We start from the raw sequence: 16,423 nt of genomic DNA, 5'->3' as shown, positions 1-16,423 counted from the left end.
ATGGCGAACGGCAACGGTGCCACGGCTGGGGACGCGAACGATGACGAGATCGTGCTTTCGGTGCGCGACGTCACCGTCGCCATCGAAGACAATCTGATCCTCGACAAGCTTTCCCTCGACATCAAGCGCGGGGAAATCCTCGGCTTCGTCGGCGCCTCGGGCGCCGGCAAATCGGTGCTGTTGCGCACCATATTGGGACTGATGCCCAAGCAATCAGGAACGATCAAACTGTTCGGTGTCGATGTCGACAAGGCAAGCGAGGTCGATCGGCTGCGGATCGACATGCGGCTCGGCGTCCTTTTCCAGCATGGCGCGCTGTTTTCGGCGCTGACGGTGCTGGAAAACGTGCAAGTGCCGATGCGCGAATATCTCGACCTGCCAAGGGCGCTGATGGACGAGCTCGCATTGCTCAAGATCGAGCTGGTCGGATTGCCGGCCGACGCCGCACAGAAATTTCCCTCCGAGCTGTCCGGCGGCATGATCAAGCGCGCGGCGCTGGCGCGCGCGCTGGCGCTCGACCCGGACATCGTCTTTCTCGACGAGCCGACATCGGGGCTCGATCCGATCAGCGCGGCCGAATTCGACGAGCTGGTCGTCAAGCTGCGCGACACGATGGACCTGACCGTCTACATGGTCACGCACGATCTCGATACGCTGTTCACCGCTTGCGATCACGTCGCGGTGCTCGGCAAGAAGCGGGTGCTGGTCGAAGGCACGATCGACGACATGCTGAAGAGCGAGGAGCCGTGGGTGAAATCCTATTTCCGCGGAAAACGCGCCCGGCAACTTGATCTTGCGGCGCGCGCATAGCCATAAGTGGGGCAATGGAAACCAGAGCCAACTACGTCATCGTCGGCATCTTCACGCTGGGCGCGATCCTGGCGGCCTTCGCCTTCGTCTACTGGACCGCGGCGATTGGCGACAGAGGCGAAACGACAATGCTGCGCGTGCGCATTCCAGGTTCGGCCTCCGGCCTCGGCCGCGGCAGCTTCGTGCTGTTCAACGGCGTCAAGGTCGGTGACGTCAAACGGGTTTACATCGACGTCGACAATCCGACGGTGGCCATCGCCGACACCGAGATCGATCGCATGACGCCGATCACCAAGTCCACACAGGCCGATATTGGCCTGGCCGGCTTGACCGGTCAGGCCAATATCGAGCTCCGCGGCGCCGATCCCAAGGAGGCGAAGCTGCTCGACGAGGCGGAGAAAGAGGGCAGGATCCCCGAGATCACCGCCAATCCGTCGGCGGTCACCAACCTTCTGCAGACGGCGCAGAACATCTTCACCCGCGCCGACAAGGTGCTGAGCGAGCTCGAAGGCTTCACCAAGGACGTTCGCGGCCCGCTAACGCAGACGGTCAAGAATGTCGAGACCTTCTCGGACGCGCTGGCCAAGAATTCCGACGGCATCGACAAGTTCCTGTCGGCGGTGAGCTCGCTCTCCGATCAGCTGAAGAACGTCTCGGGCCGGCTCGACAGCACGTTGAAGGCCGCCGAAGGCCTGCTCAATTCCGTCGACAAGGACCAGATCAAAAGCATCGTGGCCAATGTCGATACGGTGACGGCGAACCTGAAGGAGACCTCGAAGCAGTTCGACACGGTCATCGGCAACGTCAATACGGCGGTCGGCTCGATCAACGATTTCGCCAAGCAGACGCAAGGGACGCTGGCCAAGGTCAACGGCGTGCTCGACGGCATCGATCCGGCGGATGTCAAGACCGCTTTGGCCAACATCCAGAAGGCCAGCGCCAGCGCCGACAAGGCGGCGTCCGACATCGCCAAGGTGACCGACAAGATCGCCAACCGCTCCGATGACATCAACGACACGATCAAGAATGCCCGCCAGCTTGCGCAGCGCCTCAACGACGCTTCTGTGCGCGTCGACGGCATTCTGGCCAAAGTCGACAATCTCCTCGGCTCCGGCGAGGCCAACGGCGTGATGGCCGATGCCAGGGCGACGCTGAAATCCTTCAAGCAGGTGGCCGACACGCTGAACTCCCGCCTCGGCACCATCGTCGACAACCTGTCGCGCTTCTCCGGCCAGGGCCTGCAGAATGTGGAAGCGCTGGTGCAGGACAGCCGCCGCTCGATCAACCGCATCGAGGAGGCGGTGACCGACCTCAGCCGCAATCCGCAGCGCATTCTGTCCGGCGGCGACGGTGAGGTCCGACAATTCGATGGAAGGGCACGGCGTTGACTTCGGCCGCCGCGACCGCCAAGAAAATGAACCGCAAAAGCGGGTTGATCGTAAGGTCCGGGGACAACGGGGATCGCGCGTGAAGTCAGTGAGGGTGGTAGCGGGGAGTTTCAGATCGTCCGCGGCAGCATTGCTGGTGCTTGCGCTTGCCGGCTGCGCGGCCCTCGGCGGCAAGCCGGCGCCGCTCGATACGTTCGAATTGTCGGCGCCGTCGGTCGACGTTCGCGCTCACAGCCGCCGCCAGATCCTGATCGCCCAGCCGTCGGCGCTCAAGGCGCTGGACAGCCAGAACATCGTCATCAGGCCCTCGGACCGGTCGATCCAGTTCCTCAAGGGCGCGCAATGGGCGGACCGCCTGCCGCTGATCGTGCAGGCGAGGCTGGCGGAGACCTTCCAGCGCTCCGGCAGCTTTGCCGGCGTCGGCAAGCCGGGCGAGGGGCTGGCGATCGACTACCAGATCATCGTCGAGGTGCGCTCCTTCGAAGTGCGCGTCGATGGCGGCGAGCATGCCGATGTCGACCTGTTCGTGCGTATCCTGAACGACCGCAACGGGGAGGTACGCGCCTCGAAGAACTTCACCGCGAGTGCGCCGGTCTCCGGCAGCGGCAACGCGGCTTACGTCGGCGCGCTGGACAACGCCTTCGGCCAGGCGGCGAAGGACATCGTCCGCTGGACGGACCAGACGATCTGAGCGCCGGCCAACCCGACAGTCGAAATCATGGATATGAAAAAGGCGGGTCGAGACCCGCCTTTTTCAGTTCCGATTCTGCTTGCCGGCGTCAGTGCAGCCGTCCGCTGGCGTGGGCCAGCATGGTGTAGACCTTGCCGGTGTCGGAGGTCAGATAGGTCTGCGCCATAATGTTGTCGCGGTCGTTGCGCGAGACATCCTTGAGCAGCTTCTCGAAATCCTCGCAGTAGCGGTCGACCGCGGCGCGGAATTCCGCCTCGACCTGATACTTGCGGCGGATCTCGTCGAAGGTCTGCTGGCCCTTGAGCGTGTAGAGGCGACGCGTGAACACGTCGCGCTCGCCGCGCCGGTAGCGGTTCCACAGCTCGATCGAGGCGTCGTGGTCGATGGCCCGCGCGATGTCGACGGAGAGCGAGTTGAGCGACTCCATGACATGCAGAGGCGAGCGCTGGGCCGGCGTCGCGCGTGGCGCTTCCGCCGGCGCTGCCGGCCGCAGCTCTTCCTCGCGCGAGGCATTGGTCAGGAGGTCGCGCACCCAGCCGCCCTGTGGCGTCTTGCCGTTCTCGCGGCGCGGCGCTTCGGCGGGGCGCTCCAGGTCGAGCGTGCCGCGCAGCGTGGTCTCGGCAAGCGGTGCCTGCGGAGCGCGCGCCGTGGGTTGCGGCTGCGGCTGCGGCGCCGGCGGGCGGCGCAGCGGTGGCTCGGCGGCGCGGGCCGGTGCCTGCGGAGCAGGGCGCAGACCGCGGGGTTCGCCTTGTTCGCTTGAGCCGCTGCGGCCGGATTTCGCAACGATATCCGACAGTTCCTTGAGCGCGTTGATCTGCTCCGCGACAGCGCGACGGATGGCCGAGGTCGATTCCTTGGCCTCTTCAGGCATCTCGATGACGCCCTTCTTCAGCTCGGCGCGAGTGAGATCCAACTCGCTCTTGATCGAGCCCGCGGTGCGGCGCATCTCCTCGGTGGCGTCGGCAAAGCGACGCGTCGCCGAATCGATGACCTCGGCGATGGCGGTGCGGATCTTTTCCGCCGATTCCATCGTGCGGCCTTCCGCGGTCTGCATCGTCTGGCCGACGAGGTTCTCGAAGGAGCGCATCACCTTCTCGAGGTCTTCGGACTTCTTGACCAGGCCGACGGCGAGGTCTTCCAGCGAGGATTGACGCTCCAGCGTGTGCTCGAGATTGCTCTGCGCGGAGCTGAGCAGGTTGGAGGCGCTGGAGAGCAGCCGGCTGTGCTCGTCGAACTTGGTCGCGATCGAGGCCACCTCGCGCAGCGTCGCCGAGGACAGGTCGGTGAGCCGCGTCGTGTTGGAATCGACGAGACGCGCCGAGCTGGCGAAGGTCTGGGCGGCCTTCTCGGTGGTCGCGGCGAAGCTCTGCGTGCTGCCGGAGAGCCGCTCCTCGACCTGGCCGAGGTTGACGGCCGCCTGCTCGATGAGCTGCCCGAGCTGCGCGCTGGAGGTCGTCATGCGGCCGATGAGATCGGCCACGCTGTCGGCGAGCGACGAGCGAGCGCCTTCGACGGCCGACAGCGTTTCGGCCGTGCGGCTGGCGAGAGCATTGACGAGGTTCGTGTTCTCGCTGCGCAGTTTCTCGGCCGCCCGTTCGGCGACCTCTTCCATGCTGCGCTGCAGCTCGGAGCCGCCCTGGGCGAAGCGCTCGACCAACGGCTTGGCGGTCTCGTCGAGGATTTTGGCCATCTCGGCCGAACGCGCCGCGAGCATGGTGTTGAGCTCGCGGGTGTTGGCGCCGATCGTGCGCGCGGCCTCGTTGGTGCTGTGGCCGATATGCTGGCCGACTGCCGTGAAGGTCTCGGCAATGACGTTGGCGCGCGAGATGAGCTGGGCCTCGGCGCTTGAGACCTGCTCGTTGAGCTTCTGGCCCATGGTTTCGGCGCTGTAGGCGAGGCGGCTTTCCACGCTCGCGACCTGGTCCTCGACGCGGGAAGCGGCGGCAGCGGCGCTTGCGGCAAGCCGCTCGTCGGCGCCGGCCAGCGCCTGCTCGATCTCGCGGGCATGCACGGCAAGCTCCTGGCCGGTCTGGCGGGCCCGGTCGGCGACACGCTGCTCGGTGGCGGCGAAGGCGCCGACGATCGTGTCGGCGTGCTCGCCGATGGTCGAGGTGCTCGAGGCGATGCGCGACACCAGGCGGCTGTCGGCATCGTCGAAGATGCGGGCAATTTCGGACGCCCGCGACGACAACGCTTCCGAGCCTTCAGCAATACGCGAGATCAGGTGCTGGTCCGCGGCGTCGAAGATGCGGCCGAGATCGCTGGCGCGGGCGGCCAGCGCTTCGGCCGATTCGGTGATACGCATCGACAACCGCTCGTCGGCGCCCTCGAAGTTGCGCAGGATGTCGCCGGCGCGGGCGGCCAGCGACTGCGCCGTCTCGACGGCGCGGGCAACCAGCTTCTGGTCGGCCGCGTCGAAGGTGTTGGCGATCTCGCCGGCGCGCGTGGCGAGCTTGTCGGCGGTCTCCTCGGCACGGGCCATGAGCGCGTTCGATGCGTCGTCGGCGCGCGCCATCAGCATGTTGGACGTGTCCTGGGCGCGTTCGTGGAGGCGGCGGTCGGCTGCCTCGAAGGCCTGGGCGATGTCTTCGGCCCTGGCAAGCAGCGCGGCGGAAGTCTGCTCGGCGCGCTCGGCGATCTTGCGATCGGCGTCGCTGAAGGCGGCGCCTGCCTGCTCATGCAGGGCGCTGGTGACCTCCATGACCTTGTCGCGCAGCGCGCCAGCCACGAACACGGCGGTCTTTTCCAGCACGCCGCGCACATTGTCGACGCCGGTCGACAGCGCACGCTCCATGGTGCCGGCGCGCTCTTCGATGATACCGGTCTGGCGGCTGAAGGCCTGCTCGATCTTCTCGACGTCGGCGGCAATCGCCGCCGAGATGTCGCTGCTCCTGGCGGCGATCTGGTCGATATGGCCGGCCACCGAACGGTCGACGTCCCTGCGCGCATCGGCGAGTTTGGCGAGATCATCCTCCAGGGCGCGGGCCAGCATATCGCGGCCTTCGGACAGCTTGCCGACATGGCCGGCGATGACGTTGTCGATCTCGGAGCGGCTTTCGGTCAGCTTCTGAAGGTCGGCTTCAAGGGCGCGCTTCAGGATATCGCGGCCCTCGGCGAGCTTTTCGACCTGGCCGGCGACGAGCCCGTCGATACCGGCACGGCTTTCCGCCAGCTTGGCGAGGTCGGCCTCTAGGGCGCGGGTGAGCACGTCGCGGCCTTCGGCGAGCTTCTCGACCTGACCGGCGACCAGTCCGTCGATGCCGGCACGGCTTTCCGCCAGCTTGGCAAGGTCGGCTTCGAGCGCGCGCGTGAGGATGTCGCGGCCTTCGGCAAGCTTCTCGACCTGGCCGGCGACGAGGCCGTCGATCGAGGCGCGGCTCTCGGCCAGCTTGGCAAGGTCCGCTTCCAGCGCGCGCTTGAGGATGTCGCGGCCTTCCGCGAGCTTCTCGACCTGGCCGGACACCAGGCCATCGATCGAGGCGCGGCTCTCGGCGAGCTTCGCGAGATCGTCCTCGAGCGCCTTGGAGAGCGTCGCGCGGTTCTGCGACAGCTGGTCGGCATGGGTCTGCATGAGGCCGCTGGCGCTGGCCATATCGGCCTCAAGCGCGCGCGAAAGCTCGGCGCGGTGGCCGGTGATCTTCTGCGAATGATCGACGATCGCGCCCTGGATCGTATTGAGGTCTGCTTCCAGCGCACGCTTGAGGATGTCGCGGCCCTCGGCGAGCTTCTCGACCTGGCCGGCGACCAGCCCGTCGATGCTGGAGCGGCTCTCGGCGAGCTTGGCGAGATCGTCCTCCAGCGACTTCGACAGCACGGAACGGTCCTGGACAAGCCGGTTCTGATGGTCGGCGATGGCACCGCTTACAGTCTGGAGGTCATCCTCCAAGGCCTTCGACAAGGTCGAGCGATCCTGCGCGAGCCTGCTCTGGTGATCGGCGATGGCGCCGCTGACGGCCTGCAGGTCGGCTTCGAGCGCTTTCGACAGTTGGGCGCGGTCCTCCAGCACCTTGTCCGAGTGTCCCGCAATGGCACCCTTGATGGTGTTGAGGTCGGCTTCCAGCGCGCGCTTGAGGATATCGCGGCCTTCGGCGAGCTTCTCGACCTGGCCGGCAACCAGCCCGTCGATCGAGGCACGGCTTTCGGCGAGCTTGGCGAGGTCGGCTTCCAGCGTCTGCGACAGCAGGCTGCGGTCCTCGGCGAGCTTGCCGGCGTGGCTGTCGATCAGGCCGCGGATGCCGCTCAGATCGCTTTCAAGCGCGCGGCTGAGCTCGCCGCGGTCCTCGGCGAGCTTGGTCGAGTGGGTCTCGATCAGGTTCCTGATGCCGATTATGTCGGTCTCGAGTGCCTTGGCGAGCACGGCACGGCCCTCGGCGATCTTCTCGACCTGACCGGCGACCAGGCCGTCGATCGAGGCGCGGCTGTCCTGCAGCTTGCCGAGATCGGCTTCAAGGGCGCGCGCAAGGATGTTGCGGCCCTCGGCCAGCTTCCCGACATGGCCGGCGACCATTTCGTCAATCATTGTACGGGCTTGGACGAGCCTGTCGGAGTCTTCGTTCAGCGCCTGGGCGAGCCGGTTGCGGCCTTCCTCGATCCGCTCCAGATGGCTGCCCAGCGAGGCGTCGATAGCCGCGCGCGATTCGTTGACCTTGCGCAGGTCTTCTTCCAGCGCGCGCGAGATCAAGCCGCGACCTTCGGCCAGCTTCTGCACCTGATTGGTGACGGCGGCATCGATCGCGGCGCGGCCCTCGGCGAATTTCGCCAGGTCCTCCTGCATGGCGGCGGCCATGCGTTCGCGGCTTTCCGAAAGCGAGCGGCTGTGGTTCTCGACCGCTTCCTCGATGCCGGCGCGGGCGTCGGCAAGCCGCTGGATGTCAGAATCAAAGGACCGCGACACCACATGCCGGGCCGCTTCCATGCGGCCGGCAAAGTCGGTGGCGCGGGCTTCGAGCATCGAGGAGGTCGACGAGATGATGTCGGCCATATCGGCGCCGATCTGGGTCTTGCCCTGATCGATCATCGCCGACAGCGTGTCCTTGCTCTCGGCGAAGGCGTGGGCGATTTCCTTCGCGCGCTCCACCATCGTCTCGTTGATCTGGCGGGCGCGGGCTTCAAGGGCGGCGTTGAGCTTTTGGGTGCCGGTGTCGAGCGCTTCGGCGCGGGTCTGGAATTCGCTGATCAGCGCCTGGCCGCGCTCGGCCAGCGTCCGCTCGATGCCGCTGAGGCTCGCCTCGAATTCCGAATTCAGCGTGCGCGCAGCGCCGCCGAGCAGCGAGACCATGCCATTGGTGCGGTCGTCGAGCAGGTCGGTCAGCGAGCGGGTGAGGCCGTCCGTGGTGTCGGTCAGCTTGGCGATACGGGTGTCGAGCAGGCTGGCGAAAGCCTCGCCGGAGGTCGAAAGCCGGTCGGTGATGCTGTCCAGGCGCGATTCGACGGAATCAAAGATCGACATCGAGCTCTCATTGATGCGATCGATCAGCGTGTCGCCGGAATTGTTGATCGTCATCGACAGCTTGGTCGAGGCGTTGAGGATCGAGTCGCGGATGATGTCGCTGGCCGAGCCGATCTCGTCGCGCAGCGTCTCGTGGGCGCTGGCAATCGAGGCGCGCACGCGCTCGGCATGGGTGACGACCGCCTCGCGCTCGCTGCCCAGACCATCGACCAACGAACGGATGCGGGCCTCGTTTTCGGAATAGGAGCGTTCGAGCTGGCTGACTTCGCCATGGACGAGCGTTTCGAGCTCGACCGCGCGAGCGAGGGTCCGCTCGATGCCTTCGCCCATGGCCGCCACCTCGCGGCGAACGGCCTGGCCGATCATCATGACGCGGTCCTGGGCGAGGTTTTCCGGCTCCGCCAGGCGGAAGGCGACCTCGGTCATGGATTGCGCGGCGATGCGCATCTCCTGCGCGCGCCGAATCATGGCCGCGAACGCCCAGAACAGGATGACCGGAACGATCGCGGCGACCGCCAGGCCGATCAGCTCGGGGCGGGCGAAGAACTGGTCGAAGGTGCGGATCTTCCAGATGCCGGGGCCGAACAAGAGATTGGCCAGGCCGCCGGCGCCGGCGATCCAGGCCAGCGAAATGAAGGCGATCACCCAATAGACGGTGCTCGACGCGCGCCGGTTGAGGCTGTGCAGCAGCGTCTTATAGTCCTTCTGGCGGTCGTCATTGGCGGGCGTGAAGCCTGCGGGAGGCGTAAAGCCGGACGGCTGTCCGTTGCGCGGCTCGACGGGCCGCAATTCGGCCGGCTTGGCCGCGGGCGCCTTGGGGGGCTGGGGAGCGGGCTGAGGGTTGTTCGCCGGCTCCGCCCTCTGGCTGCGGCCCTCGCGCGCCAGTTCGTCGGCCGCCGCCGAGATCTGCGCCTCGAGATCTTCCATCGACGCCGCCATATCGAGGCCGCCTTCGTCGCCGTTAAGGTCAAGGTCGAGCGCCTTTTCCAGTTCCGCGGCTACGTCGCTGTCGAGAGACTTGGTCGTCGTTGGTTTCTTAGCCATGCCTTCGCTACCCTGTACTAGCTGCCGCGGGACTTATGATTTTGGCCTGATTCTGGCCCGATTCTGGCTTGTCTATCCCGAGCAGGAGGCTGAAAAATGGACCTTCGTATCGTAATGACACACAGGGGTAAAGAAAACATGCATTCCGGGCGATACGTAAAACTTTAAATATAGGGTTAACGGAAGCGTGATCCGGCCGCCCCGGTGACAACATTTTTCCCCTGCAATCGTTAACCCCTTGGCGACCGGAGTCGCCTATTTTCTTGGGCCCGTCTGCCCGCTTGATGGAGTTCAGTGCGTATGCGTGGCGAAACTGGTATTGCGTTTTCCATGCCGGGGGGAGATGCCTCCGGAACGGTCGGAGCCCGGCCTGTGGATCTCGGCCATCTGGCGCGTCAGACAATGGGCGACCGCGACCTCGAACGCGAGGTGCTGGCGCTGTTCGTGCACCAGTCGCTCAGCGTCCGCGACCAGATCGCCGACGCCGACTCCCGGCAGCGGGTTCTGCTGGCACATGGCTTGAAAGGCTCTGCGCGAGGCATCGGCGCCTTTGCGGTCGCCGAATGCGCGGCGATCATCGAAAAGCAGCCGGAGGACGTCCGCGCGCTCAAGCGGCTCGGCACGTTGATCGAGGAAGTGCGCGATTTCATCGCCGGCATCAGCCGCTAGAGCGGTTCAGCGTTTCACGGAATCGCTGAACCGTTCTAGCTCTTCATTTTTACGCAATTCCGGGCGGAAAACCGCTGCGCACTTTTCCTGGAATTGCTCTTAGCACTATCTTTTTGAAAAACGTCATTTCGTGGCGCTTTCGCGCCGCAGTTGACTTGTCCGGTGGAGTGATTATCTCGGCTGCGACTCCTCAGGTGACTTTAATGACCAAGCTGACTTACATCGCCCATGACGGGACCCGATTTGACGTGGACGCCGAAAACGGCTCGACGGTGATGGAAAACGCGATCCGCAACGCGGTGCCCGGCATCGAAGCCGAATGCGGCGGCGCCTGCGCCTGCGCGACCTGCCATGTCTATGTCGACGAGGCCTGGACGGCCGAGGTCGGCGAGCCGGAGGCGATGGAAGAGGACATGCTGGACTTCGCCTATGACGTCCGGCCGAACTCGCGCCTGTCCTGCCAGATCAAGGTGCGCGACGCGCTGGACGGCCTGATCGTCAGGGTGCCTGAACGCCAAGGCTAAGGCCGACTTTCCAATTTTCTTTCACGCTGGCTGCTTGGCAGCAGGCTGGCGCTCATGCAGTCTCGCTCATTGCCAAAAGAGGGCGCAGCGCATGACTGAGACCATCAAGACGGACGTTCTCATAGTCGGGGCCGGGCCGGTCGGCCTGTTCGCCGTGTTCGAGCTCGGTCTGCTCGACATGAAATGCCACCTCATCGACATTCTCGACCGTCCCGGCGGCCAATGCGCCGAGCTCTATCCGGAAAAACCGATCTACGACATTCCAGGCTGGCCAACGATCTCGGCACAGGGGCTGGTCGACAAGCTGATGGAACAAATCCATCCGTTTGAGCCGGAGTTCACCTTCAACCGCATGGTGTCGAGCCTTGAAAAGCTGGAGGATGGCAGTTTCCGGGTCGCCACGGATGAAGGCGAGGTGTTCGAAGCCAAGATTGTGGTGATCGCCGCCGGCGGCGGCTCGTTCCAGCCCAAGCGCCCGCCTATTCCCGGCATCGAGGACTATGAAGGCAAGAGTGTCTTCTATTCCGTCCGGCGCATGGAAGATTTTCGCGGGCACGACCTGGTCATTGTCGGGGGCGGCGATTCGGCGCTCGACTGGACGCTCAACCTGCAGCCGATCGCCAAAAGCGTGACGCTGGTCCATCGCCGCCCGGAATTCAGGGCCGCGCCCGACAGCGTCAACAAGATGTATGCCATGCAGGAGATGAAGCAGCTCGAATTCCTGGTTGGTCAGGTCAGCGCCCTTGCCGGCGCCGGCGGCCAGCTGTCATCGGCAACCATCAAGGGCGGTCCGGATGGCGATGTCGAGGTGCCATGCACCCGTATGCTGCCGTTCTTCGGCCTCACCATGAAGCTCGGGCCGATCGCCGAATGGGGCCTCAACCTTCACGAGAACCTGATCCCGGTCGACACCGAGAAGTTCCAGACGTCGATCCCGGGCATCTTCGCGGTGGGCGACATCAACTGGTATCCTGGCAAGCTCAAGCTGATCCTGTCAGGCTTCCATGAGGTGGCGTTGATGGCGCAGGCCGCCAAGCGCATCGTCAGCCCGGGCGAGCGCATCGTGTTCCAGTACACGACCTCGTCGACAAGCTTGCAGAAGAAGCTCGGCGTCCACGATTAAGGTATATTGATATTCAGGTGATGCCGGCCTGACCTGAATCTCAACACACCTTCAGGCCATCTACTCCGCAAGCACGGGCGCGACGTGCTCGTCGTGGCCGCGCAGTTCCTTTTCCGGCATCAGGGCCAGCGTGATCAGCGCAAGCACAAGCGTGATGCCGGCGGTGAGGAAGATCATCACGAACGGCAATGCCGAGGCCAACTGGACGTGCGTCTGCGAGCCTTCGGCGGCCAAGGGCAGGCCAAAACCCAGCGCGACGGCGCCGAGCATGGCGACCCCCAGCGCCCCGCCGAGCGTGCGCAGGAAGGTCAGCACGCCCGTCGCGACGCCGAGATGCGCGCGGTCGACCGCATTCTGGACCGAGACGGTAGCGACCGGGAAGGTCGTGCCGCTGCCCACGCCGATCAGCGTGGTCAGGATTTCGACCTCGAGCAGCGAGGCGTGTCCCGCAATGGCACTGAGCAGGCCTATGCACAGGATTGCCAGGCTGAGGCCGATCATGGCGATGCGCTTGTAGTGGACGAAACGTGGGATCATGCGGCCACTGAAGGCGGCGCCGGCAACCGTGCCGAGCAGGAGGCCGAGCATCGCCGTGCCGGATTCGCTCACCGAAAGCCCGACGATTGACTGCAGATAGACCGGCAGGTAGACCGATGCGCCGATATTCGCGGCCTGCAACAGGAACATCGACAGCGTGCCGGCGAGCACGATCGGGTTGCCCAGCACTTCTAGCGAGACCAGGGGCTCGACCGCCCTCAGCAGTCTCAGCGCGAAGAAGAACCAGAACACGGCCGAGAAGGCCACCAATCCGATGATCTCCGATGAGAACCAGGGATAGGTGCTGCCGCCCCAACTGAGCGCCAGAAGCAGCAGCGCGGTCGCGATGACCAACAGCACCGCGCCCAGCCCGTCGATGCGGTGATGCTTGGCCGCGATCGGCAGCTTTTTCAGCGGGTTGTTGACGATCGCCATGGCCAGGAAGCCGATCGGCAGGTTGATCCAGAAGATCAACGACCAGTGCAGGTGCTCGGCAAAGACGCCGCCGAGCAGCGGACCGGCGACGCTGGCCACTGCCCAGGTGCCGGAGATCCAGGCCGCGTAGCGGGCGCGCTCGCGCGGCGGCACGAGATCGCCGATCACCGTCTGGGCCAGGGCGAAGAGACCGCCGCCGCCGGCGCCCTGGATGGCGCGGCCGATGACCAGCACCAGCATGTTGGGGGCAAGCGCGCTGACCAGCGACCCGAACAGGAAGATAAGGATGCCGGCGTGGATGACCGGCCGGCGTCCATAGACATCGGAGATCTTGCCGTAGAGCGGGGCCACCGCCGTCGCGGTCAAAAGATAGCCGGTGACGATCCATGGCAGATATTCGGCATGGCCGAGCGCGCGCGCGATCGTCGGCAGAGCGGGGGCAACGATGGTCTGGTCAAGTGCTGCCAGCAGCATCGACAACAGCACGCCGCCGATGATCGTATTCTTCTCGCTCTCGCTCATCAGCGGCGCAGCTTTCGGCGCCATCGCCTGGTTCTCGACGGTCTGGTCCATGCGTCATTCTTTCAAAGGCTGATGCCTGGCGCGCCAAGATGGCTTTGGCCGGTCGCGCCTTGGTCTCTCATCGTGGGTGGCGGTTCGAGTGTTTCGACCCCGCTATATGTCGTTCGATATAGGCCGATTTCGACCGCCCTTCGAAAGTTTTCCCGGTCTGGTACCATGTTTGGGCGAAATTGGCCTCGGAGGCGGCTTGCTTCCGGTCAAGGCGGCGGCAGTTGCCCGGCTTCGACGCGCTCCATCCGGTAGCGCATCAGGCGAAGGATACGGCTTTCGAAATTGACGCTCTCGACGCGGTCGAAGCGCACCTGGTCCTGATCGTGCCTGGCGAGTTCGGCTGCCTGGATCGCGGCGGCCTTCGCCTTTGCTGCCTCGCAGGTCTTTTGCGCGGGGAGAGCCTTCAGCGCGTCCTCGAGCATGCGCGCATGGTTCTTGGCGATCTCGACATGACGTTCCTCATGCCGCTTGATGTCGGCCGACAGCGTGTCCCAGAACAGCCTGACATTGGGATCGGCTTTGCGCGGGCGCCGCCATTCGGGGAGGATCACCTTGGCCTTCACGGTGACGGCGGCATCGGCGATGCGGCAGGACTCGGCGCTCTGCGCGTAGCTGATCCGGGTGGTGAAGGCCATCTGCGTGGCGCCCGGGTGCCGCGAGCCGGTGCTCTTCACCTCGGGGCCGTTTCTCGACAGCTGGTTCTGGATATCGTCGAGCGTGCGCCCGCCGACGCTGAAATAGCTGTAGGTCTTCACCAGATTGGCCGCGCCCGCCGGCATGGCGGTCAATGCGAGCATCAGGGCGCAGAGCAGGGATCGGTTCATCATATTGCCTCTTCACGCACCTTGCTTTAGGGCCGTCGCCAGCGCAACGGAATTGATTTCGCGCGGATCACGCATGGTTGATGGACAATGACGACAAGGCGATGGCAGCTGGCGCATGGACGCTATCTCGACCTCGGTCCGAAGGCCGTCGTCGTCGGCATCCTCAACGTGACGCCCGACAGTTTTTCCGACGGCGGCCTGTTCATCGCGCCCGAGAGGGCGCTGGAGCAGGCGCGCCGCATGGTGGGCGAGGGCGCTGCGGTGATCGATGTCGGCGGGGAATCGACCCGGCCTGGTTTTGCTCCGATCACAGCTGAAGAAGAGCAGGGGCGCGTGCTGCCCATTATCGCCGCGCTCGCCGCTTCCGGCGAGGCGCTGATCTCGGTCGATACCTATCGCGAGGACACGGCGCGGCGGGCGGTCGCCGCCGGCGCCCATATCGTCAACGATGTCTGGGGGTTGCAGCGCGAGCCCGGCATCGCGCGCGTCGCCGCCGAGACCGGGGCCGGGCTCGTCATCATGCATACCGGCCGCGAACGGCAGAAGCTGGCCGACGTGATCGAGGACCAGTTCCTGTTCCTGCGCAAATCGCTGGAGATCGCGCGCGCCGCCAAGGTCGCCGACAGCCAGATCGTGCTCGATGCAGGCTTCGGTTTCGCCAAGGAGACGGCGGAGGAAAACCTCGACCTGATGGCGCGGTTTTCCGAGCTTCAGGCGCTCGGCTATCCGCTGATGGCGGGGACCTCACGCAAGCGCTTCATCGGCAGCGCGACGGGGCGCGAGCCTGGCGATCGGGCGGCCGGCACGGCGGCCACCAGCGTCATCCTGCGCTTGAAAGGAGCCGACCTGTTTCGCGTCCACGATGTCGCAATCAACGTGGACGCGCTGGCGCTGACCGATGCTATGCTGCGACGCGAAACCGAGCTTCCTCCCGGACACTGATCATGTACGTCATCCGCATGAAGAACTGCGCCTTCTTCGCCCGCCACGGCGTGCTGGACGAGGAGGAGACGCTTGGCCAGCGTTTCTACGTCGATGCCGAGCTGACGGTCGAGCCCAGCCGGCCGCTGACGGAGGATTCCATCGAGGACACCGTCAATTACGGCGTCGCCTTCGCGGTCATCGAGGAAATCGTGACCGGACATCGCCGCTTCCTGATCGAGGCGCTGGCGCTGGAGGTAGCGAAGGCCCTGACGGCACGATTCTCGCAAATCAAGAAGGCCGCGATCACCGTGCGCAAACCGAACGCTCCGGTGCCGGGCGTGCTCGATCATGTCGAGGTGAGTGTTGTCTGGCCAGAATAGCGCCGTCTACCTCAGCCTCGGCGGCAATCTCGGCGACCCGGCGAAGTCAATGGGCGCGGCATTGCGCATGCTGGACGGCGACGACGCGACACGCGTCACCGCCGTCTCCTCGCTTTACCGCACGCCGCCTTGGGGCAAGCTCGACCAGCCCGATTTCCTCAATGCAGCCGCCGCGATCGAGACGGCCCTTTCGCCTCGCGCGCTGCTCGACCTTTGCCTCGACGTCGAGAAGCGGCTGAAGCGCGTGCGCGAGGAGCGCTGGGGGCCGCGCCTGATCGACATCGACATCCTGGTGTTCGGCGACCGGGTGATCCACGAGACCGGGCTCGAAGTGCCGCATCCGCGCATGCTGGAGCGCGCCTTCGTGCTGGCGCCCCTGGCCGAGATCGCGCCCGCGCTTTCGGTGGGCGGCAGGAGCGTGTCGGAAAGGCTCAATGCCGTCGATACCTCCGGCATCGAGCGGCTGTCGTCAGGCCGTGAGTGGTGGCTGGGGTAAAGGCTGGTCAGCCGGAAAAACCGCCGCCGTCCAAAAATGCCTGCTCTTCTGCGGTCGTCGCGCGGCCGAGCATGCGGTTGCGGTGCGGAAAACGTCCGAAGCGCCGCACGATCTCCAGGTGCTCCTCGGCATATTTCAGATAGTCGGGCGCCCTAGCGGCCGTCAGCTCGACCGACCGTTGCTGGTCCGCTAGCGATTCGGAATGCTCGAAGGGCAAATAGAGGAAGACGCGAAGCGATTCTTCCAGCTCGAGGTCCTGACCGGCGGCGATCGCCCGGTCGGCGAAGTACCGGGCGAGCGGGTCGGTAGCGTACATGTGGCCGCTGCCGCGGAAGCAGTTGCGCGGGAACTGATCGAGCAGGATCATCAGCGCCAGCGAGCCTTCGGCATGCGCATTCCAGTCGTCGCATTGGCGCCGCGCGGCGGCGTAGTGCAACTCCAGAAAGCGATTGCGGAAATCCGCGTCGAAGACGTCGTTCTTCTCGAACCAGGCGTCCTCGCCGGCATCACGCCAGAATTTGGTGACCGAAAGAGCTCGCGGATCGAGTTCTGCCAT

General features: G+C 65.2%; 13 protein-coding genes. 9 read left to right on the top strand and 4 right to left on the bottom strand.

Annotated elements, in window-relative coordinates; translation table 11 throughout:
• The 3 genes from MJ8_RS18070 to MJ8_RS18060 all read left to right on the top strand — a co-directional run bounded on the left by MJ8_RS18070 (nt 1) and on the right by MJ8_RS18060 (nt 2,889).
• The gene (locus MJ8_RS18070) at nt 1-810 is read left to right on the top strand and encodes an ABC transporter ATP-binding protein (protein ID WP_201410181.1); all 810 of its coding nucleotides are present in this window, start codon (nt 1-3) and stop codon (nt 808-810) included.
• Nucleotides 811-824: 14 nt separating this feature from the next.
• Nucleotides 825-2,198, top strand: coding sequence for an MlaD family protein (locus MJ8_RS18065; RefSeq protein WP_201410180.1), 1,374 nt, complete (start codon nt 825-827; stop codon nt 2,196-2,198).
• A gap of 79 nt (nt 2,199-2,277) precedes the next feature.
• Nucleotides 2,278-2,889: an ABC-type transport auxiliary lipoprotein family protein gene (locus tag MJ8_RS18060; RefSeq protein ID WP_201410179.1), complete on the top strand. Its 612-nt coding sequence runs from the start codon at nt 2,278-2,280 to the stop codon at nt 2,887-2,889.
• Between the two features lie 88 nt (nt 2,890-2,977).
• Here MJ8_RS18060 and MJ8_RS18055 read toward each other — a convergent pair whose 3' ends face one another.
• Nucleotides 2,978-9,382, bottom strand: coding sequence for a kinesin (locus tag MJ8_RS18055; RefSeq protein WP_201410178.1), 6,405 nt, complete (start codon nt 9,380-9,382; stop codon nt 2,978-2,980).
• A gap of 300 nt (nt 9,383-9,682) precedes the next feature.
• Here MJ8_RS18055 and MJ8_RS18050 point away from each other — a divergent pair, with 300 nt between their 5' ends.
• From MJ8_RS18050 to MJ8_RS18040, 3 genes are all read left to right on the top strand, one after another.
• Nucleotides 9,683-10,051, top strand: coding sequence for an Hpt domain-containing protein (locus MJ8_RS18050; RefSeq protein WP_201410177.1), 369 nt, complete (start codon nt 9,683-9,685; stop codon nt 10,049-10,051).
• 203 nt (nt 10,052-10,254) lie between these two features.
• Nucleotides 10,255-10,575: a 2Fe-2S iron-sulfur cluster-binding protein gene (locus MJ8_RS18045; protein WP_040981161.1), complete on the top strand. Its 321-nt coding sequence runs from the start codon at nt 10,255-10,257 to the stop codon at nt 10,573-10,575.
• 91 nt (nt 10,576-10,666) lie between these two features.
• Nucleotides 10,667-11,698, top strand: a complete 1,032-nt coding sequence (locus MJ8_RS18040) for an NAD(P)/FAD-dependent oxidoreductase (RefSeq protein ID WP_201410176.1) — start codon at nt 10,667-10,669, stop codon at nt 11,696-11,698.
• 60 nt (nt 11,699-11,758) lie between these two features.
• Here MJ8_RS18040 and MJ8_RS18035 read toward each other — a convergent pair whose 3' ends face one another.
• The gene (locus tag MJ8_RS18035) at nt 11,759-13,243 is read right to left on the bottom strand and encodes an MDR family MFS transporter (protein ID WP_201410175.1); all 1,485 of its coding nucleotides are present in this window, start codon (nt 13,241-13,243) and stop codon (nt 11,759-11,761) included.
• 206 nt (nt 13,244-13,449) lie between these two features.
• Complete coding sequence (locus tag MJ8_RS18030) at nt 13,450-14,070, bottom strand: DUF922 domain-containing Zn-dependent protease (protein ID WP_201410174.1); 621 nt, start codon at nt 14,068-14,070, stop codon at nt 13,450-13,452.
• Nucleotides 14,071-14,154: 84 nt separating this feature from the next.
• Here MJ8_RS18030 and folP point away from each other — a divergent pair, with 84 nt between their 5' ends.
• The 3 genes from folP to folK are packed head-to-tail and all read left to right on the top strand — an operon-like array spanning nt 14,155 to nt 15,867.
• Nucleotides 14,155-15,009 (top strand): dihydropteroate synthase, encoded by an 855-nt coding sequence (gene folP, locus MJ8_RS18025; RefSeq protein WP_201410173.1) that lies wholly within the window; start codon nt 14,155-14,157, stop codon nt 15,007-15,009.
• Between the two features lie 2 nt (nt 15,010-15,011).
• Complete coding sequence (gene folB, locus MJ8_RS18020; protein WP_201410172.1) at nt 15,012-15,371, top strand: dihydroneopterin aldolase; 360 nt, start codon at nt 15,012-15,014, stop codon at nt 15,369-15,371.
• On the top strand, nt 15,355-15,867 hold the full coding sequence (folK, locus tag MJ8_RS18015) for a 2-amino-4-hydroxy-6-hydroxymethyldihydropteridine diphosphokinase (protein WP_201410171.1): 513 nt from the start codon (nt 15,355-15,357) through the stop codon (nt 15,865-15,867). Before folB ends, folK begins: the two co-directional genes overlap by 17 nt.
• A 7-nt stretch (nt 15,868-15,874) precedes the next feature.
• Here folK and MJ8_RS18010 read toward each other — a convergent pair whose 3' ends face one another.
• Nucleotides 15,875-16,423, bottom strand: coding sequence for a DUF924 family protein (locus tag MJ8_RS18010; RefSeq protein WP_201410170.1), 549 nt, complete (start codon nt 16,421-16,423; stop codon nt 15,875-15,877).

Origin of the sequence: Mesorhizobium sp. J8 (genome assembly GCF_016591715.1) — a bacterium.
Lineage (GTDB): Bacteria > Pseudomonadota > Alphaproteobacteria > Rhizobiales > Rhizobiaceae > Mesorhizobium.
This window is presented reverse-complemented; position numbering and strand designations above follow the sequence as displayed.